Source organism: Pseudomonas wadenswilerensis (assembly GCF_024749185.1).
GTDB lineage: Bacteria > Pseudomonadota > Gammaproteobacteria > Pseudomonadales > Pseudomonadaceae > Aquipseudomonas > Aquipseudomonas wadenswilerensis.
The window spans coordinates 1,463,691-1,483,169 of record NZ_CP087191.1 but is presented as its reverse complement, the minus strand read 5'-3'; the positions used below and the strand labels follow the sequence as shown (position 1 = coordinate 1,483,169).

Annotated in this window: 14 protein-coding genes; 6 read left to right on the top strand and 8 right to left on the bottom strand. The window is 62.5% G+C overall.

What is annotated here, in order from left to right; genetic code table 11:
• Nucleotides 1–60: 60 nt before the first annotated feature.
• A complete protein-coding gene (locus LOY45_RS06865; protein WP_115088194.1) occupies nt 61–1,893 on the top strand; it encodes an ABC transporter ATP-binding protein in 1,833 nt (610 codons plus the stop codon).
• Nucleotides 1,894–1,974: 81 nt separating this feature from the next.
• Here LOY45_RS06865 and LOY45_RS06860 read toward each other — a convergent pair whose 3' ends face one another.
• The 6 genes from LOY45_RS06860 to hrpA all read right to left on the bottom strand — a co-directional run bounded on the left by LOY45_RS06860 (nt 1,975) and on the right by hrpA (nt 10,876).
• Nucleotides 1,975–3,099: a GNAT family N-acetyltransferase gene (locus LOY45_RS06860; protein ID WP_258578889.1), complete on the bottom strand. Its 1,125-nt coding sequence runs from the start codon at nt 3,097–3,099 to the stop codon at nt 1,975–1,977.
• Nucleotides 3,100–3,183: 84 nt separating this feature from the next.
• The gene (locus LOY45_RS06855; protein WP_115088196.1) at nt 3,184–4,497 is read right to left on the bottom strand and encodes an OprO/OprP family phosphate-selective porin; all 1,314 of its coding nucleotides are present in this window, start codon (nt 4,495–4,497) and stop codon (nt 3,184–3,186) included.
• Nucleotides 4,498–4,695: 198 nt separating this feature from the next.
• A complete protein-coding gene (locus tag LOY45_RS06850; protein WP_115088197.1) occupies nt 4,696–4,926 on the bottom strand; it encodes an anti-sigma factor family protein in 231 nt (76 codons plus the stop codon).
• Nucleotides 4,920–5,531, bottom strand: a complete 612-nt coding sequence (locus LOY45_RS06845) for an RNA polymerase sigma factor (RefSeq protein ID WP_115088198.1) — start codon at nt 5,529–5,531, stop codon at nt 4,920–4,922. The genes LOY45_RS06850 and LOY45_RS06845 overlap by 7 nt, the downstream gene beginning before the upstream one ends.
• 111 nt (nt 5,532–5,642) lie before the next feature.
• A complete protein-coding gene (locus tag LOY45_RS06840; protein ID WP_115088199.1) occupies nt 5,643–6,764 on the bottom strand; it encodes a beta-ketoacyl-ACP synthase III in 1,122 nt (373 codons plus the stop codon).
• A 206-nt stretch (nt 6,765–6,970) separates the two neighbouring features.
• Nucleotides 6,971–10,876 carry an ATP-dependent RNA helicase HrpA gene (gene hrpA, locus LOY45_RS06835; RefSeq protein ID WP_258578888.1) on the bottom strand — a complete coding sequence of 1,302 codons (3,906 nt, stop codon included), beginning with the start codon at nt 10,874–10,876 and terminating at the stop codon, nt 6,971–6,973.
• A gap of 186 nt (nt 10,877–11,062) precedes the next feature.
• Between hrpA and LOY45_RS06830 the strand changes: the two genes are divergently transcribed.
• From LOY45_RS06830 to LOY45_RS06820, 3 genes are all read left to right on the top strand, one after another.
• Nucleotides 11,063–11,227, top strand: coding sequence for a hypothetical protein (locus tag LOY45_RS06830; RefSeq protein WP_166675713.1), 165 nt, complete (start codon nt 11,063–11,065; stop codon nt 11,225–11,227).
• Nucleotides 11,228–11,323: 96 nt separating this feature from the next.
• Nucleotides 11,324–12,688 carry a glutamine synthetase family protein gene (locus LOY45_RS06825; protein ID WP_134063748.1) on the top strand — a complete coding sequence of 455 codons (1,365 nt, stop codon included), beginning with the start codon at nt 11,324–11,326 and terminating at the stop codon, nt 12,686–12,688.
• A gap of 31 nt (nt 12,689–12,719) precedes the next feature.
• On the top strand, nt 12,720–14,027 hold the full coding sequence (locus LOY45_RS06820) for an NAD(P)/FAD-dependent oxidoreductase (RefSeq protein ID WP_258578887.1): 1,308 nt from the start codon (nt 12,720–12,722) through the stop codon (nt 14,025–14,027).
• 97 nt (nt 14,028–14,124) lie between these two features.
• On the opposite strand, the gene fadD1 is transcribed toward LOY45_RS06820, so the two are convergent.
• Together fadD1 and fadD2 are read right to left on the bottom strand one after the other, a co-directional pair.
• Entirely contained in the window at nt 14,125–15,822 is a 1,698-nt protein-coding gene (gene fadD1, locus LOY45_RS06815) for a long-chain-fatty-acid--CoA ligase FadD1 (RefSeq protein WP_115088203.1), read from the bottom strand.
• 306 nt (nt 15,823–16,128) lie between these two features.
• Nucleotides 16,129–17,817 (bottom strand): long-chain-fatty-acid--CoA ligase FadD2, encoded by a 1,689-nt coding sequence (gene fadD2 / locus LOY45_RS06810; protein ID WP_115088204.1) that lies wholly within the window; start codon nt 17,815–17,817, stop codon nt 16,129–16,131.
• A 209-nt stretch (nt 17,818–18,026) separates the two neighbouring features.
• On the opposite strand from fadD2, the gene LOY45_RS06805 reads away from it, so the two are divergent.
• A complete protein-coding gene (locus tag LOY45_RS06805) occupies nt 18,027–18,971 on the top strand; it encodes an alpha/beta hydrolase (protein ID WP_134063754.1) in 945 nt (314 codons plus the stop codon).
• Between the two features lie 34 nt (nt 18,972–19,005).
• Nucleotides 19,006–19,476, top strand: a complete 471-nt coding sequence (locus LOY45_RS06800) for a MaoC family dehydratase (protein ID WP_045187560.1) — start codon at nt 19,006–19,008, stop codon at nt 19,474–19,476.
• The last annotated feature ends 3 nt before the right edge of the window (nt 19,477–19,479 follow it).

Below are 19,479 nucleotides of genomic sequence, written 5' to 3'. Positions count from 1 at the left end.
GGGCTTCACAGGGACGTGAACCAGGCCCGAGGGTCGAACTGAACAGGAGTTACCGTTTTCATGCTGTTTCGCCGCTTCGAAAAGCTCATCGACATCTTCCGTGAGGCGCCTACTGCGGCGCCGCCCACCACGGTATGGCCGTTCTATGTGTACTACCTGCGCCAGGTCTGGCCGAGTTTTGCCGCGCTGCTGGTGATCGGATTCATCGGCGCATTGATCGAAGTGGCCCTTTTCAGTTACTTGAGCCGGATCATCGACCTGGCTCAAGGCACCCCTTCGCCTGATTTCTTCAGCGATCACGCTGCCGAACTGCTATGGATGCTGGTGGTGGCGCTGATTCTGCGCCCGGTGTTTCTCGGCCTGCACGACCTTCTCGTACACCAGACCATCAGCCCGGGGATGACCAGCATGATCCGCTGGCAGAACCATACCTTCGTGCTCAAGCAGAGCCTGAACTTCTTCCAGAGCGATTTTGCCGGGCGCATCGCCCAGCGCATCATGCAGACCGGCAACTCGCTGCGCGACTCGGCGGTGCAGGCGGTGGACGCGCTGTGGCACGTGCTGATCTATGCGATCAGCTCGCTGGTGCTGTTTGCCGAGGCCGACTGGCGGCTGATGCTGCCGCTGATTACCTGGATTGCCTGCTACATCGGCGCACTCTGCTACTTCGTGCCACGGGTCAAGGCCCGGGCAGTCATCTCCTCCGATGCCCGCTCCAAGCTCATGGGCCGCATCGTCGATGGATACACCAACATCGCCACCCTGAAACTCTTCGCCCACACCGACTTCGAGCAACAGTACGCCCGCGAAGCGATCAGCGAACAGACCGAAAAAACCCAACTGGCCGCCCGCGTGGTCACCAGCATGGACGTGGTCATCACCAGCCTCAACGGCCTGCTGATCGTCAGCACCACGGGCCTGGCGCTGTGGCTGTGGACCCAGTCGCTGATCACGGTCGGCGCCATCGCCCTGGCCACCGGCCTGGTGATCCGCATCGTCAACATGTCCGGCTGGATCATGTGGGTGGTCAACGGCATCTTCGAGAACATCGGCATGGTCCAGGACGGTCTGCAGACCATCGCCCAGCCGGTGAGCGTCACCGACTCGCCGAGCGCACCCAAGCTCAAGGTCGATCGCGGCGGGGTGAAGTTCGACAACGTCAGTTTTCACTATGGCAAGGGCAGCCGCATCATCGACAGCCTGAACCTGGACATCCGCCCTGGCGAGAAGATCGGCCTGATCGGCCCGTCCGGCGCGGGCAAGTCGACCTTGGTCAACCTGCTGCTGCGCCTCTACGACCTGGAAAGCGGGCGCATCCTCATCGATGGCCAGGACATCGCCCAGGTGACCCAGGCCAGCCTGCGTGCGCAGATCGGCATGATCACCCAGGACACCTCGCTGCTGCACCGCTCGATTCGCGAAAACCTGCTGTATGGCCGGCCCGACGCCACTGAAGAAGAGCTGTGGGAAGCCGTACGCCGGGCGCGTGCCGACGAGTTCATCCCGCAACTGTCCGATGCCCAGGGCCGTACCGGCTTCGATGCCCATGTGGGTGAGCGTGGGGTCAAGCTCTCCGGCGGCCAGCGTCAACGCATCGCCATTGCCCGGGTGCTGCTCAAGAATGCGCCGATCCTGATCATGGACGAGGCGACTTCAGCATTGGACTCGGAAGTTGAAGCAGCAATCCAGGAGAGCCTGGAAACCCTGATGCAAGGCAAGACCGTGATCGCCATTGCCCACCGGCTGTCGACCATTGCCCGCATGGACCGCCTGGTGGTGCTGGAGAAAGGCCGGATTGCCGAAATGGGCAGCCATTCGGAGTTGCTCACGCATCAAGGGCTGTATGCACGGTTGTGGCATCACCAGACCGGGGGGTTTGTCGGGATCGACTGAACACCGTGGTGTCTTCATCGCTGGCAAGCCAGCTCCCACACAGGACCAGTGTGGGAGCGGGCTTGCCCCGCGATGACGCCCTCAACCTTGCCGATAAGGCAAAGCCAAACGCGCTTCCCCGGCATACGCCAACACCCCTGCCCGCTCCTGCTCCAGGAACTCCTCCACCGCCCGGCGCAAGCCCGGGTGCAGCAGGTAATGCCAGGAGCGGGTGATCACCGGTTCAAACCCGCGAATCAACTTGTGCTCACCTTGCGCCCCGGCATCGAAACGCTGCAGGCCTTCGGCAATCGCCAGGTCCATGCCCTGGTAGAAACAGGTCTCGAAGTGCAGCCGGTCGAATTCGTCCAGGCACCCCCAGTAACGGCCATACAGGCTGCCACCACCGATCAGGCTGAAGGCCATGGCGACATCACGGCCGCCCTGACGAGCCAACACCACACGAATCGCAGCGGGCATGCGCTCAGCCAGCAGGCTGAAAAACTCCCGGGTCAGGTAAGGCGCGCGACGGCGTACGGCATAGGTATTGGCATAACAGGCAAAGACGAAATCCCACTGTGCCTCGCTCAGTTCATCCGCGCGCAACCAATAAAACTCGATGCCCTGCCCCGCCACCTGTTCGCGCTCCTTGCGCATCTGCTTGCGCTTGCGTGAGCTCAAGGTGTCGAGAAAATCCTGGAAGTCGCGGTAGCCCTGGTTACGCCAATGAAACTGGCATCCCAGGCGCTCCATCCAGCCTTCGCGCTCGCGCATCAGCGCATCCGCCTGCGCATCGGTGAAGTTGATGTGGGCGCCGGACATCCCCTGTTCGAACAGCTCGTCGGTCAGTTGATCCACCAGCTCGGCCGCCGCCTGCGGGTCGCCAAGCAAGCGCGGGCCGGTCACCGGCGAGAACGGCACGGCGCAGAGCAGCTTGGGGTAATAGGCAATGCCTGCCCGCTCACAGGCATCGGCCCAGCCGTGGTCGAATACGTACTCGCCGAATGAATGGGTTTTCACATAGGCGGGCAAGGCGGCGCGCAACTGCCCGGCGCTGTCGGTCAGCAACTGGTGCGCCGGGCTCCAGCCGGTGTTGCGGCTGACGCTGCCGCTGTCCTCCAGACTGGACAGAAACGCGTGGCGCAGGAACGGTTGTTCGTCCGGCACCAGGGCATCCCAGGTGGCAGGCGTGAGTTCGGCAAGGTGTTGCAGGATGAGCTTGGGCATTGACGCAGTCTGCCTCGTCGCGCAGGCGAAAAAAAGCCCCGCGCAAGCGGGGCTGAAGATCTAACGGATGAGGAGCGGTGTTGCTTAGAACACGTACTGCGCGCGCATTACGAAACCGTCGCCGCTGTCGTCGCCGGCAGCGTTCTGGGCATTGTCGACCTTGGCCTTGACGTACACGCCGCTGAGTTTGATCGACTCGTTGGCGTACCAGTTCAGGCCGACGTTGTGGACCTTGCCTTCGATATCGCTGACGTTGGCAAACGCGCCGTTGTCGTCATCGACGCTCAGGTGGTCATAGCGGTAGAACACTTCCCAGGCACCGATCTGCTTGTTCGACGGCTTGATGCTGTCGAACTTGCCGAGCTTGTAGCCACGGGCCTCACCGGTGATGGTGTAGGCCAGCTGGCCGTAGTAGCCGTCAGCCTTGATGTCGGAGAACGCGGCGCTGTCGGCTTCGACCTCACGCTTGATGTATTCGCCCTGTACCGAGAACGGGCCCATGGCCCAGGCCGCTTCCAGCCCCCAGGCCTGGTCGGTGTCGTAGGCACCGGCCGGGGTGTTGTTCTGGCCACCCAGGGTCAGGCGGTTGCCATTGGTACCGGCATCCTGACCACCGTCGGTGCTCACCCCGCGCATGCCCAGACGGCTGCGGATACGACCATCGAAAGCGGTGTCGGAAAGGTCACGCTGGGCGTAGTTGATACCGAAGTGCAGGACGTTGCCGGCTTCGTGCATCGGCGCGAAGACGCCGCGCAGGTTGAACTGCTTGGTGCTGTCGCCGTCCTTGTCCTGGTTGGTGGCGTCCTTGGCAAAGGCACCGACCGAACCATACAGCGAATCGCCGGCGTTACCCGACGCCTGGATACCCAGGCCGCCGTTGTGCGAGTTGGTCCAGTCGACCAGGTCGTAGGCAGCGGTACGTTCCTGCGCCGTCACCCACTTGGAGCTGGTGGCTTTTTCCAGACCGAATTCAGGGTCGAAACGACCGAACTTGATCGACACCGGCTTGAAGCCGTTGTAGGCCAGCGACGCTTCGTCGAAGTAGCCGTCTTCGGAACGGTTGTCACCACCGGAGTTGTGCGAGAAGTCGTAGGCGATCTGGTAGGCCCAGTCGGTGTACATCACGCCGCCCAGTTCCAGGTAGGCGCGGCGGAAGTAACCGGCGTCGGCGGTGTTGCCGTTGTTGGTGTAGAAACCGTCGAAACGGCTGTAGTCAGCCTGGATCCGACCGCCCAGCTTGAAGCTGAATTCCTTGTCGGTGGTAGCGACCTCGAGGCCACCCTTGGTCTTGACTACGATATCGGCGCCGTCGGTGGTCACGGTACCCGCAAAAGCCTGGGCGGTAACGGCCATGGCCAAGGCGCTGGCTACGAAACCTGCGAAGTGCTTACGGATCATCGAAGAAGCTCCCCTACTTTATGGTCTTGATAATGTTGAAAAAACACGCGGCTCAGGCCACTTGTGCTGGGGAGGAATCTTGGCGGGGGTGTATGTCAGATCAGTGGCTTTTAGATAAATGTTTTGTGACAGGGGAACTTTTTTACTTCGAAAGGAAATAAGCCGGAAAGCTCCGTTGCAGAGCCTCCCAAGCGTGATTCAGGAGTTTTTCAGTTCACGGGCCAGACGCTCGGCCAGGGCATCGCTGTCGACCACCGGTTCTTCCGGCAAGGCCCGTACCGTGGCCTGGGCCATGCGCATCTGCTTGAGAAAGCGGCGGCAATGGCGACAGAACATCAGGTGCTGGCGGACCATCAGACGCTCGCCCAGGGTCAGTTGCTCATCGAGATAGTCGCTGGAGCGGGCGACGAGTTCCTTGCAGCTCAGCATTGGCCGGTTTCCTCGAAATGTTCCAGGGTGGCGAAGACCTTCAGGCGCGCCCGATGCAGCAGCACGCGGACATTGGAGAGGGAAATCTCGAGAAGATTACAGATCTGCTCCAGCTCCAGGCCCTGTCGCTCGCGCAGCACCAGCACACTGCGTTGCAGCTGCGACAGGCTCAGCAGGGTGTGCTCCAGGCATTCACGCATCTGCTCACGACTGAGCATGGCCTCTGGCGTGTCTTCATGCCAGGCCGAAGGCCCTTGCAACCAGTGGCCGTCGGTGGCGAAGCGCTCGTCACCGATCGTGCCATGGGGGCCTGGCAGGTCATCCAGGAGCACTTCGCGACGGTTCTGTTTGTAGCGGGTCTTGGCTGCGTTGGCGGTAATGGTAAGCAACCAGGTCTTGAGGCTCGAGCGCTGCTCGAATCCCTTGAGGTTACGTACCACCGCCAGCCAGGCGTCCTGTACCGCTTCGTCGGCATGCCGGCTGCCGACAATCGCGTAGGCGACGGCGCGCATGGCGCCCTGATAGGTGTCGACCAGTTCCTTGAACGCTTGTTGCTCACCCTTGAGCAGCCGCTCCAGCAAGCGGGCTTGTTGTTCGCCAGTCATCGCCATCCATCCATCGTTCTGCGGGTAGAGTCCGATTAGGCGGATTTGTTACAGCTAAAGCCATCAGCCAAGTGTCCCAGCACAGTAGGACACTTCGTAAGCAACTGAAGCTCAACGCTTGCGCAGGATCACGCTACCGATCGAATAACCGGCGCCGAACGAGCTGAGCACGCCCAGGGCACCCTGTGGCAGGTCATCCTGATGCTTGTGCAAGGCGATCACCGAGCCGGCCGAACTGGTGTTAGCGTAGCTGTCGAGGATCACCGGTGCCTCTTCTTCCAGCGCATCACGGCCGAGCAGTTTCTTGACGATCAAGTGGTTCATGCTCAGGTTGGCCTGGTGCAGCCAGAAGCGCTTGACGTCGCTGACGTTGAGGTTGTTCTCGGCCAGGTGCTGGCCGATCAGCTCGGCAACCATCGGGCAGACCTCGCGGAACACCTTGCGGCCTTCCTGGACGAACAACTTGTCGGGAGCGCCGATGCCCTCTTCGGCAGCACGGTTGAGGAAGCCGAAGTTGTTGCGGATGTTGTTCGAGAATTGGGTCAGCAGTTTGGTGCTGACAATGTCGAACTGGTGTTTGGAGGTGGCCAGGTCGGCGCGCTCCACCAGTACGGCCGTCGCTGCATCACCAAAGATGAAATGGCTGTCGCGGTCACGGAAGTTCAGGTGGCCGGTACAGATTTCCGGGCTGATCACCAGCACCGCGCGGGCCTGGCCCAGTTGCACGCTGTTGCAGGCGGTCTGGATGCCGAAGGTGGCCGACGAGCAGGCCACGTTCATGTCGAAACCAAAGCCGTTGATGCCCAGGGCCTGTTGCACTTCGATGGCAATGGCCGGGTACGGGCGCTGCAGATTGGAGCAGGCAACGATGACCGCATCGACGTCTGCGGCTGTGCGGCCGGCGCGTTGCAGGGCCTGCTCGGCGGCAGCCACGGCCATCTGGCAGAGGATCGACGGTTCGTCATTGGAGCGCTCTGGCAGGCGCGGCTTCATGCGCTGCGGGTCGAGGATGCCGTCCTTGTCCATGACGAAGCGGCTTTTGATGCCCGAGGCCTTTTCAATGAAGGCGGCGCTGGACTCGGCCAGGGCCTGGACCTCACCGCGCTCGATGGCGGCGGCGTTGTCGCGGTTGAACTGCTGCACGTAGGCGTTGAAGGATTCCACCAGCTCTTCGTTGGAAATGCTGTTGGCCGGGGTGTACAGGCCGGTGCCGCTGATGACGACGTTATGCACGGTCGTTCCTCTGTTCGGGGCCATTGCCAGCCCGGCAACGGCCTGTTCGGTCGGTTTGAATTGGTACCAAAGTACCAACTTTGACTGGCAATGACCCTGGCTTGCCGGGCCACTGCGCAGTGCTGCATGCGTGAGCCGCGCAGGCCCGGCAGGTAATTCCGGGGTGCGCGGCGTATATCAGCCAAGTGTGCCACAACTGCGGGGGTTTAGGCTTCCACCTGACTCCACTGCTTGCTCAGTCGTTTGTCGGAAACCGGCACCTTGGTGCCCAACTGCTGGGCGAACAACGACACCCGGTACTCCTCCAGCCACCAGCGGTACAGCTGCAGCTGCTCGTCGCGCTTGCCTTCTTGGGCGTGCTTGTCGAGGCGGATCTGGTACTGGCTCCAGAGGTTGCCCAGTTCACTGCTCCAGACCCGGTCCTTCTGCACCTGGGCGCCGAGTTTCTCCAGGCGCAGCTCGATCGCCTTGAGGTAGCGCGGCAGCTCCTTGAGCCAGGGCCCCGGGGTTTCGCGGACAAAGCCCGGGTAGACCAGGTTGCCCAGCTGCTGCTTGATGTCGTTGAGGGCCACGGCCTGGGCCAGGTCGATCTTGCCCTTGAAGCGCTTTTGCAGGCCGTGCCAGAGCTTGAGGATTTCCAGGGTCAGGCGCGCCAGGCGTTCGGCGTGCTCGGCCCAGCTACCGCGTTTGCGCTCGGCTAGCGAGGCCAGGCCTGCGCCATCACGCGGCAGGGTGCTTTCGCCTTCAAGGATGCAGCTGTCCAGGCTGGCCAGCAGGATATCTTCGACCAGCGCCTCGACCCGGCCCAGTTCACGGTACAACAGGCCCAGCTCGGTCAGCCCCGGCAGCTTGCCACGCAGGAACTTGGCCGGCTCCGCCAGTTGCTGCAGCAACAGGCGCTGCAAGGCGCGGCGGTGCTGGAATTCGGCTTCGGCCTGGGTCGAGAAACGCCCTTCCTTGACCGTGCCGTTTTCTTCCACCAGGGCCGGATAGACCGTCATCGACAGCCCGGCAAACTTCTGCTGCGCGGTCTCGGCCACCTGGGTGAAGGCCTTGGCCTGCACCGGCTGCTGGCTTTGTGCGGTCTGCGGTACCGCCAGAGCGGCCTGGCTGGCAGCGGCAAAGCGTGCAGTCAGCTCAGCCAGGTCGCGGCCTTCGCCGAGGAACTTGCCCTGGCCATCGACCACTTCCAGGTTCATTTTCAGATGGCTGTCGACCTGCGCGGCGGCTTCGGCCCAGGCTTCATCGCTGACCCGCGCACCGGTCATGCGCAGCAGCTCGCGGCCCAGCGCCTGGGGCAACGAACCTTCGCCGAAGCTCATGCGTTGCAGCGCGGCCTTGACGAAGTCCGGCACCGGCACGAAGTTCTTGCGCAGCGCCTTGGGCAGGTTGCGCACCAGGGCGATGCACTTGGCTTCGAGCAGGCCCGGCACCAGCCACTCCAGGCGCTCGCCCGGCAGGCTTGGTAAGAGTGGCGCGGGCACCCGCACGGTGACGCCGTCGCGCGGATGGTTAGGCTCGAAGTGGTAGCTCAGGGCCAGGCTCAGGTCGCCCAGGCGCAGGGTGTCCGGGTACTGCGCGGCGGTGACTTCACTGGCTTCGCGGGCCAGCACGTCTTCCTCGCGCATGATCAGCAACTGCGGGTCTTTCTGGCTGGTGACCCGGTACCAGCTGTCGAAGGTTGCGGTCTGGTGGATCTCCGCCGGCAAGCGCGCTTCATAGAAGCCGTACAGGGTTTCTTCATCGGCGAGGATGTCGCGCCGACGGGCCTTGGCTTCCAGCTCGTCGAGTTGCTCCAGCAAGCGCCGGTTGGCGGTCAGGCATTTGGCTTTGGACTGGATCTCGCCACCCACCAGTGCCTCGCGGATAAACAGCTCGCGGGACATCACCGGGTCGACCGGGCCGTAATGCACTGGCCGCCGGCCGACCACGATCAGGCCATAGAGGGTGACCTGCTCGAAGGCCACCACCTGGCCGCGCTTCTTTTCCCAGTGCGGTTCGAAATGGTTCTTCTTGATCAGGTGCCCGGCCAGCGGCTCGATCCAGTCCGAATCGATCTTGGCCACCATGCGCGCATAGAGCTTGGTGGTTTCCACCAGCTCGGCGGTCATCAGCCACTGCGGGCGCTTCTTGCCCAAACCGGACGACGGGTGCACCCAGAAGCGCCGCTGACGGGCACCGAGGTAGTCACCGTCTTCGGTCTTCTGGCCGATCTGGCTGAGCAGGCCGGACAGAATCGCCTTGTGCAGGCGCGGGTAGTCAGCAGGCTCTTTATTGATGCTCAGCTGCAGGTCGCGGCAGATCAGGCTCAACTGACGGTGAGCATCGCGCCACTCACGCAAACGCAGGTAGTTGAGGAAGTTCTTCCGGCACCAGTTGCGCAGCGGGCTGGCGGTCAGGGCCTGGCGTTGCTCTTCGAACCCACGCCACAAATTGACCAGCGCGGCGAAATCGGAGTCGACGTCCTTCCATTGCGCATGAGCCTGGTCGGCCGCTTGCTGGCGCTCCGGCGGACGCTCGCGCGGGTCTTGTATCGACAGCGCACTGGCGACGATCAACAGCTCGTTGAGGCTGCCCTGCTTGGCGCCTTCAAGGAGCATGCGGCCCAGCCGCGGGTCGACCGGCAAGCGCGCCAGTTGCCGGCCCAGGGGGGTCAGCTGGTTCTCGCGGTTGACCGCCGAGAGCTCCTGCAACAGATTGAAGCCGTCGCTGATGGCCTTGCCATCCGGCGGCTCGATGAACGGGAACGCGTCGATCTCGCCCAGGCGCAGGTGCAGCATCTGCAGGATGACCGCAGCAAGGTTGGTACGGAGGATTTCCGGGTCGGTAAAGGCCGGCCGCGCGTTGAAATCCTCTTCGCTGTACAGGCGCACGCAGATGCCCGGCTCGACCCGCCCGCAACGGCCCTTGCGCTGGTTGGCACTGGCCTGGGACACCGCTTCGATCGGCAGGCGCTGGACCTTGGCCCGGTAGCTGTAGCGGCTGATGCGTGCGGTGCCGCTGTCGATCACATAGCGAATGCCCGGCACCGTCAGCGAGGTTTCGGCGACGTTGGTGGCCAGCACCACACGCCGCCCGGGATGGGACTGGAAGATCTTTTGCTGCTCGGCCGGCGACAGGCGCGCGTACAACGGCAGGATCTCGGTGTGGCGCAACTGGGCCTTGCGCAGCATCTCGGCGGCGTCGCGAATCTCGCGCTCGCCCGGCAGGAACACCAGCACGTCACCCGGGCCCTTGCCCTGGCTGCGCTCGAAGGCGGCGATCTCGTCGAGGGTGGCGAGGATCGCCTGGTCAACGGTGAGGTCGTCCTCGACGCGGTTGCCCTCCTCGTCCTGCTCACTGGTTAACGGCCGATACCAGGTTTCCACCGGATAGGTGCGGCCCGACACTTCGATGATCGGCGCATCGTTGAAGTGCTTGGAGAAGCGCTCAAGGTCGATGGTCGCGGAAGTGATGATGACCTTGAGATCAGGGCGGCGTGGTAGCAGGGTCTTCAGGTAGCCGAGCAGAAAATCGATGTTCAGGCTGCGCTCGTGGGCTTCGTCGACAATGATGGTGTCGTAGCGCTCAAGAAAACGGTCGTGCTGGGTTTCGGCCAGGAGGATGCCGTCGGTCATCAGCTTGACCAGGGTGTTGGCGTCGCTCTGGTCTTCAAAGCGCACCTGGTAGCCGACCAGCGCCCCCAGTGGCGTGCCGAGCTCTTCGGCGACCCGGGTGGCGACGCTGCGGGCGGCAATCCGCCGTGGCTGGGTATGGGCGATCAGGCCGTGCTGGCCGCGGCCCAGTTCCAGGCAGATCTTCGGCAACTGGGTGGTTTTGCCCGAGCCGGTTTCGCCGGCAATGATCAACACCTGATGCTCGGCCAGGACCTTTTTGATCTCGTCACGCTTGGCCGCAATCGGCAGGCTGTCATCGTAACGGATGCTCGGCACGCTGGCCTTGCGCGCAGTGACCTGGGCGCAGGAGGCCTGCACCTTGTCGACCCACTGCGCAAGCTTCGCCTCATCCGGGCGCTTGCGCAGCTCGTGCAGCTGCCGGCGCAGGCGGTGACGCTCGGAAATCATGGCGTGGTCGAGGTTTTTCAGCAGTTGATCAATCGCGTGGTCAGTCATGGGGGCTTTTTAGTCGTGCAGGTGAGCCTGCTTTTGCATGATCGGCTTTTCAAGGGCTGCGATTGTCGCAGATTTGCCGACGCTCGGCACGGTTGCGGGCTGGCGAGCCATTGTTTAGCCAAGACTTACCTGAAGTTGTACAAAGGCTGATTTAATGAACCTTCCCCGGCATGGGAGTATCCAGGCATGACTTCGTCTCCCGGCTTGCCCCGTCCGCTGCTGCGCCCTTCGTTCCCGAAGGTGCGGGCATGCTGCGGGGAAAATCCGCTGGTGCACATCATTCTCGCCTTCTGGGCCTTGTGGCACTGCCGCCATGCCCGCCCACCGGACGCCCGCCTCGCCCTGCACTGAACCGTGCGGCCAGCTTCTGGCCGACCTTCCTTGTCGAAGACTGCCGCCTGACCGGCTAGGCAGTCCTGTGCGCCTGACGGCGCGAGCGAGAGCACCATGCAATTTGCCCCCATCGAGCAGGCCCGAACGTTCCTGGCCGCCAACCCCGATATCGAGATGATCGAGCTGTTCATCCTCGACGCCAATGGCGTGCCGCGCGGCAAGCTGCTGCACCGCGAAGAGCTGCTGGCGGTGTACGAAAGCGGTCGGCCATTGCCCAGCACCATCCTCGGCCTGACCCTGAACGGCGACGATGTGGAAAACTCCGGGCTGGTCTGGGATGTCGGCGATATCGACTGCCGCGCCTACCCGCTGGAACACAGCCTGGTGCGCCTGCCCTGGCGGCAAATCCCCACGGCGGCACTGCAGGTCAGCATGCACCCCAGCGAAGGCCTGCCGGCAAGCATTGCCGACCCGCGCCACCTGCTGGTCAAGGTCATCGATGCACTGAAGGCCGAAGGTTACTACCCGGTAATGGCCTGCGAGCTTGAGTTCTACCTGCTCGACCAGAAGCGCGACAGCCATGGCCGGCCGCAACCGGCACTGGACAGCGACGGCGGCCGGCCGCGGGGCACCCAGGTCTATGGCCTGCGCGAGCTGGAACAGATCGAGCCGTTTCTCGCCGACCTCTATGCCGCTTGCAAAGCCCAGGGCATTCCGGCGCGCACGGCGATTTCCGAATATGCCCCGGGCCAGGTGGAAATCACCCTGGAACATGGCGATGCGCTGCTGGCCATGGACCAGGCGGTGCGCTACAAGCGCCTGGTCAAGGGCGTGGCGCACAAGCACGGGATGCAGGCCTGCTTCATGGCCAAGCCGTTCGATCACCTGGCGGGCACCGGCATGCACATGCACGTGAGCCTGGCCGATGCCCAGGGCAACAACCTCTACGCCAGTGAAGACAAGGCCGGCACGCCGCTGCTGCGCCAGTCGGTGGCCGGCATGCTCAAGCTGCTGCTCGATTCGCTGCTGCTGTTCTGCCCCAATGCCAACTCCTACCGACGCTTCCAGGCCAACAGCTATGCGCCGCTGGCACCGACCTGGGGGGTCGACAACCGTACCGTCAGCCTGCGAGTGCCAGGCGGCCCGGCCAACAGCCGACACATCGAGCACCGCATCTGCGGCGCCGACGCCAACCCGTACCTGGCTGCCGCAGCCATCCTTGCCAGCCTGCATCACGGCATCCGCCAACAGCTCGACCCGGGCGCGCCGGTCGAGGGCAATGGCTACGCCCAGGCCACCGAACTGCTGCCCACCGACTGGCTGACTTCGCTCACCGCCCTGGAGCGCTCGAGCTGGGCCCGCGAGGCCTTCGGCGCCGAATTCCTCGGTGTTTATCTGGCGGTCAAGCGTGCCGAGTACCGCCAGTTCATGGCCGAGGTCGGCGAACAGGACTGGCGCTGGTACCTGACCCAGGCCTGACTCTTTATTTTTGCGCCAAGGATTTTTTGTCATGAATGCAGCCGTGAATGCCGGCCCTGCCCAGCGCAGTGCCTCCTACTACACCGCAAGCCTCAACGACGCCACCCAGTATCCGACCCTCAAGGGCACGGTGAAGGTCGATGTGGCAATCATCGGCGGTGGCTTTACCGGGGTCGCCAGCGCCGTGGAGCTGGCCGAACGCGGCCTGAAGGTCGCCATTGTCGAAACCAATCGCATCGGCTGGGGCGCCAGCGGGCGCAACGGCGGCCAGGTTACCGGCAGCCTCTCGGGCGATGAAGCGATGCGTAAGCAGATGCGCGACAAGCTCGGGGACGAGGTCGATGACTTCATCTGGCACCTGCGCTGGCGCGGCCACCAGATCATCGAGCAAAGGGTGGAACGCTACGGCATCGACTGCGACCTCAAGCGCGGCCACCTGCACGCGGCGATGAAAGCTTCGCACATGGGCGAACTGCGCGCCTTCGCCGCCGAGGCCGAGCGCCGTGGCATGGCTGATCAGGTCGAGCTGCTCGACCAGAGCGCCATGCGCGAACACCTGCAAAGCCCGCTGTACCTCGGCGCCCTGAAAAACCGCCGCAACCTGCACCTGCACCCGCTCAACCTGTGCCTCGGTGAAGCCCGTGCCGCGCACAGCCTGGGCGCACTGATCTTCGAAAACTCCGAGGTGCTGGACATCGTTCATGGCGATCAGCCGGCGCTGGTGACTGCCCACGGGCGGGTCGAGGCCAAGCAGATCCTGCTGGCCGGCGACGTCTATCACAAACTGGAAAAGCGCCAGCTCAAGGGCAAGATCTTCCCGGCCATGGGCGGCATCGTCACCACCGCACCGCTGGGTGAGCTGGCGGCGCAGATCAACCCCCACGACCTGGCGGTGTACGACTGCCGCTTCGTCCTCGACTACTACCGGCTGACCGCCGATGGCCGCCTGCTGTTCGGCGGTGGTGCCAACTATTCCGGGCGCGATTCACGGGATATCGCCGGTGAACTGCGCCCGTGCATCGAGCGCACGTTTCCGGTGCTCAAGGGCGTGCCGATCGAGTTCCAGTGGAGTTGCGCGATGGGTATCGTGGTCAACCGCATCCCGCAACTGGGCAAGCTTTCGGATAACGTCTGGTACTGCCAGGGTTATTCCGGGCACGGCATCGCCACCAGCCATATCATGGGCGAAATCATGGCCGAAGCACTGACCGGGACACTGGAGAAATTCGATACCTTTGCCGGCTGCAAACACATCAAGGTGCCGATGGGCGATGTGCTGGGCAATCCGTTGCTGGCGGCGGGGATGTTGTATTACCAGATGCTCGAAAAATTGCGCTGAAACCATCGCTGGCAAGCCAGCTCCCACAAGGTCTAATTACACCGTACCTGTGGGAGCTGGCTTGCCAGCGATCGAGCGCGAAGCGTTCGCCTGAAACTCAGGCGATCTTCTTCAGGCCCAGCTTCTTCAGCTCTTCATCACGCAGTTCACGGCGCAGGATCTTGCCAACGTTGGTGGTCGGCAGCGCATCGCGGAACTCGACGAAGCGCGGTACTTTGTAGCCGGTGACATTGGCACGCATGTGCTCCATCACCTGCTCCTTGGTCACCGTCATGCCCGGCTTGACCACGATGAAGATCTTGATCACTTCACCGGACTTCTCGTCCGGCACGCCGATGGCTGCGCACTGCAGCACGCCCGGCAAGGCCGCCAGCACATCTTCGAGTTCGTTCGGATAGACGTTGAAACCGGAGACCAGGATCATGTCCTTCTTGCGATCGACGATGCGCATGTAGCCGTCGGTCTGGATCAGGGCGATGTCACCGGTCTTCAGCCAGCCATCGCTGTCGAGGATCTCGTTGGTGGCGTCTTCACGCTGCCAGTAGCCCTTCATCACCTGCGGCCCTTTCACGCACAACTCGCCGATTTCGCCCAGGGCCAGTTCGACACCGGCGTCGTCGATGATCTTGCACAGGGTCGAGGGCATCGGAATACCGATGGTGCCGATCTGGTTCTGCTCGGCCGGGTTGACCGCTGCCACCGGGCTGGTTTCGGTCATGCCGTAACCTTCGCAGATGGCGCATCCGGTCACTGCCTTCCAGCGCTCGGCGACACTCATCTGCAGCGCCATACCGCCCGACAGGGTGATCTTCAGGCCGGAGAAATCCAGCTTGCGGAAATTCTCGTTGTTGCACAGGGCGACGAACAAGGTGTTCAAACCGACAAAGCCGCTGAACTTCCACTTGCCCAGTTCCTTGACCATCGCCGGCAAGTCGCGCGGGTTGCTGATCAGGATGTTGTGGCTGCCGATCAGCATCATCGCCATGCAGTGAAAGGTGAACGCGTAGATGTGGTACAGCGGCAGAGGGGTGATCAGGATCTCGCAACCTTCGTTGAGGTTCGAGCCCATCAGCGCCCGGCATTGCAGCATGTTGGCCACCAGGTTGCGGTGGGTCAGCATTGCGCCCTTGGCCACCCCGGTAGTACCGCCGGTGTACTGCAACACGGCGACGTCGTTACTGTCCGGATTGGCTTCCTGAACAGCCTTGCCACGACCTTTGCTCAACACATCGTTGAACTTGACCGCCTTGGGCAGGTTGTACGCCGGAACCATTTTCTTCACGTACTTGATCACGCTGTTGATCAACAAGCGTTTAACCGGTGGCAACAAGTCGGCCACTTCGGTGACAATAACGTGTTTGACCTGGGTCTTGGGCACCACCTTCTCGGCCAGGTGCGCCATGTTCGCCAGGCAGACCAGCGCCTTGGCGCCGGAATCGTTGAACTGGTGTTCCAATTCCCGCGCGGTATACAACGGGTTGGTGTTGACCACGATCAGGCCCGCACGCAGGGCACCGAAGACGGCAACGGGGTATTGCAGAACGTTGGGCAGCTGCACGGCAATACGATCACCCGGCTGCAGGTCGGTATGCTGTTGCAGGTAAGCGGCAAAGGCCCCCGACAACTCATACAACTCGCCGTATGTAATGGTTTTGCCCAGGTTGCTAAAGGCCGGTTTATCGGCAAAGCGCTGGCAAGACTGCTTCAATACCGCCTGAATATTCGGATACTCATCAGGATTGATTTGCGAGGCAATCCCGGCTGGGTACTTATCCTTCCAAAAATTTTCGATCATGGAAGCCCACTCCTCCAGCAGCAGCGAATTCTTCACCGCAGTCGATGCGATTATTATTGATATAAGATTACGGTTTATTGCAAACCTGATAATCCGAAGCGGGCCGAGAGTAGCAGCTTTGCCAAGGGCCGCCTAGAGCTAAAGTAGCCCGAACAGTCACGGAAATGACTCTTGATTATGTCGTAGTCATTTTTAGAGTAAAAATTCTAAAGCACACTGTTGGAGCGGGCTTGCCCCGCGATAGCGCCCTGTCCGGCACGGCACATCGCGGGGCAAGCCCGCTCCCACAGTGACTCAGCGCCGCCGTCAGGCTATATCCCGAAGCTCCCTGCGCAAAATCTTGCCCACCGCCGTCATCGGCAACGAGTCCCTCAACACAATGTGCTTGGGCACCTTGTAGCCGGTGAAGTTGGCCTTGCAATAAGCCTTCAGCTCTTCAAGGCTCACCCCACCCTCGCGCGGCACCACGAACAGCTTCACCGCCTCGCCCGAACGCTCATCAGGGACGCCGATCACCGCGCAACTGGCCACTTGCGGATGGCTCATCACCACCTCTTCGATCTCGTTCGGATACACGTTGAAACCCGAGACGATGATCATGTCCTTCTTGCGGTCGACGATACGGGTAAAGCCATCCGGGTCGATCACGGCAATATCGCCAGTCTTGAACCAGCCTTCGCTGTCCAGCGCCTCGGCGGTCGCCTCGGGGTGCTGCCAGTAGCCCTTCATTACCTGCGGGCCCTTGATGCACAGCTCGCCGCGCTCTCCAAAGGGTTGCTCCTCCCCCTCATCGTCAATGACCTTGAACGCCGTGCCCGGCACCGGAATGCCCACGGTCCCCAGGCGCGCCAGCTGGCCATAAGGGTTGGTACTGGCCACCGGCGAGGTCTCGGTCAGGCCGTAGCCTTCGACAATGCGGCAACCGGTGATGCTCTCCCAACGCTCGGCGGTGGCGCTGACCAGTGCGGTACCACCGGAATTGGTCACTTTCAGCGCCGAGAAGTCGAGGTTCTTGAACTCGGGGTGGTTCATCAACGCCACGAACAGGGTGTTAAGCCCCAGCAGTGCAGAGAACTTCCACTTTTTCAGCTCCTTGACGAAGCCGGGGATGTCCCGCGGGTTGGTGATCAGCACGTTGTGGTTGCCGGTGACCATCATGCACATGCAGTTCGCGGTGAAGGCATAGATATGGTAGAGCGGCAGCGGTGCGATCATCACCTCCTGCCCCTCCTTGATCAGGCGCTGGCCATCGGGCCCATGCTGGGAGAAACACGCCAGCACCTGGAGCATGTTGGCCACCAGGTTACCGTGGGTCAGCATCGCGCCCTTGGCCAGGCCCGTGGTGCCGCCGGTGTACTGCAACACGGCGATGTCGTCGAGGCTCAGCGATACCGGCTTGAGCGACTGGCCACGGCCCTGGGCCAGGGCGCTCTTGAATGGCACAGCCTGTGGCAGGCGGTAGTCCGGAACCATCTTCTTGACCTTGCTGACGATGGTATTGACCAGCCAGCCCTTGGCCGTCGGCAGCATGTCGCCCATCTTCGCTTCGATGAGGAATTCGATGCCGGTGTCCGGCAGCACTTCCTGCACCAGCTTGCCGAACATGTTCAGGTACACCAGCGCCCTGGCGCCGGAGTCCTTGAACTGGTGGCGCATCTCGCGGGCGGTGTACAGCGGGTTGGTGTTGACCACGATCAGCCCGGCGCGCATGGCGCCGAATACGGCGATGGGGTACTGCAGCACGTTGGGCATCTGTACCGCGATGCGGTCGCCCGGCACCAGGTCGGTGTGCTGCTGCAGGTAAGCGGCGAAGGCCGCGGAATAGCGTTCGAGTTCGGCGTAGCTCAGGGTCACCCCGAGGTTGCTGAACGCCGGGCGGTCAGCAAACTTCTTGCAGGAGCGTTCGAACACTTCGACCACTGACTTGTAAGCGTTTATGTCAATTTGCGAAGGAACGCCTGCCGGGCGCTTGTCATTCCAGAAATCAGCTTGCATTTATTCTTGTCCTCATACCTGAGCCGTTCCGGCCCCCTTGCCTGCTTGGCGAAGAAGGTGCTCTGCCGACGTTAGCAGGTATGTCGCAGGTGGCAAATACGCCAAGCGCTGTCATTAACATTGTGAATCTTATTGCTGATGACCCTGCGATTGTGTGCCTGGGTTATACACTGTGCTGACTCACCGACTTGCGTGCACAAGGACCCGCCATGCACCACGACGCGTTCTGGCTTCCGGCCAGCGATCACTGCAGCCTCTACGTTTATCAATGGCTGCCGGCCACGCCGATCAAGGCGGTGGTGCTGCTGGCCCACGGCATGGCCGAGCATGCCGGGCGCTATCAACGCCTGGGCGAGGCGCTCAGCAAGGCCGGCTACGCCCTGTTCGCCCATGACCAGCGCGGCCATGGGCGCACCGCCGAACTTGGCACTTTAGGCCTGTTCGCCCGACACAATGGCTGGAACAGCGTAGTCAACGATCTGGGCCCGCTCAGCCAGCACATCGGCCAGCAGTTTCCGGGCACACCGGTATTCCTGTTTGGCCACAGCATGGGCAGCTACATCGCCCAGGCTTACCTGATGCACCATGGCGCCAGCCTGCAAGGCGCGATTCTCAGCGGCTCGAACTTCCAACCCCCTGCCCTGTACCGAACGGCTTGCCTGATTGCCCGCTTCGAAGCCTGGCGCCAGGGTCCGCTGGGGCACAGCGCGCTGATCGAGTGGTTGTCGTTCGGCTCGTTCAACAAGGCCTTCAAGCCCAACCGCACCGCCTTCGACTGGCTCAGCCGCGACAACGACGAAGTCGACAAGTATGCTGCCGATCCGTTGTGCGGCTTTCGCTGCAGCAACCGTTTGTGGATCGACCTGCTGATGGGCCTGGAGCAAATCAGCCAGCCGCGTAACCTGGCGCAGATCGATCCGAACCTGCCGATCCTGGTGATGGGCGGTGAATGTGATCCGGTCAGTGCCGGCAAGCGTCTCAAGGATCTGGCGGGTGCCTTGCGCCTGGCCGGCAATCAGCATGTGCAGCTGCAGCTCTACCCCCAGGCGCGGCATGAGCTGCTCAACGAAACCAACCGTGACGAGGTCACGGCCGCCATCATCGACTGGCTGGACCAGGCCCTGGCCATTGGCCGCCCCGCCCGCAGCGAATGACGACCGCCCCGCACGATAGAAGGAAAGCCAAGCGATGACCCAGGTCACCAACACCCCGTACGAAGCCCTCGAAGTCGGCCAGACCGCCAGCTTCAGCAAGACCGTCGAAGAACGTGACATCCAGCTGTTCGCTGCAATGTCCGGTGACCATAACCCGGTGCACCTGGATGCCGAGTTCGCGGCCAAGAGCATGTTCAAGGAGCGCATCGCCCACGGCATGTTCAGTGGCGCGCTGATCAGCGCCGCGGTGGCCTGCGAACTGCCTGGACCGGGCACCATCTACCTGGGCCAGACCATGAGCTTCCAGAAGCCGGTCAAGTTCGGCGACACCCTGACCGTGCGCCTGGAAATCCTCGAGAAACTGCCGAAGTTCAAGGTGCGCATCGCCACCCGCGTGTTCAACCAGAACGACGAGCTGGTGGTTGACGGCGAGGCCGAGATTCTCGCCCCGCGCAAGCAACAGACCGTCGAGCTGGTCAGCCCGCCGCCGATCACCATCGGCTGAGTG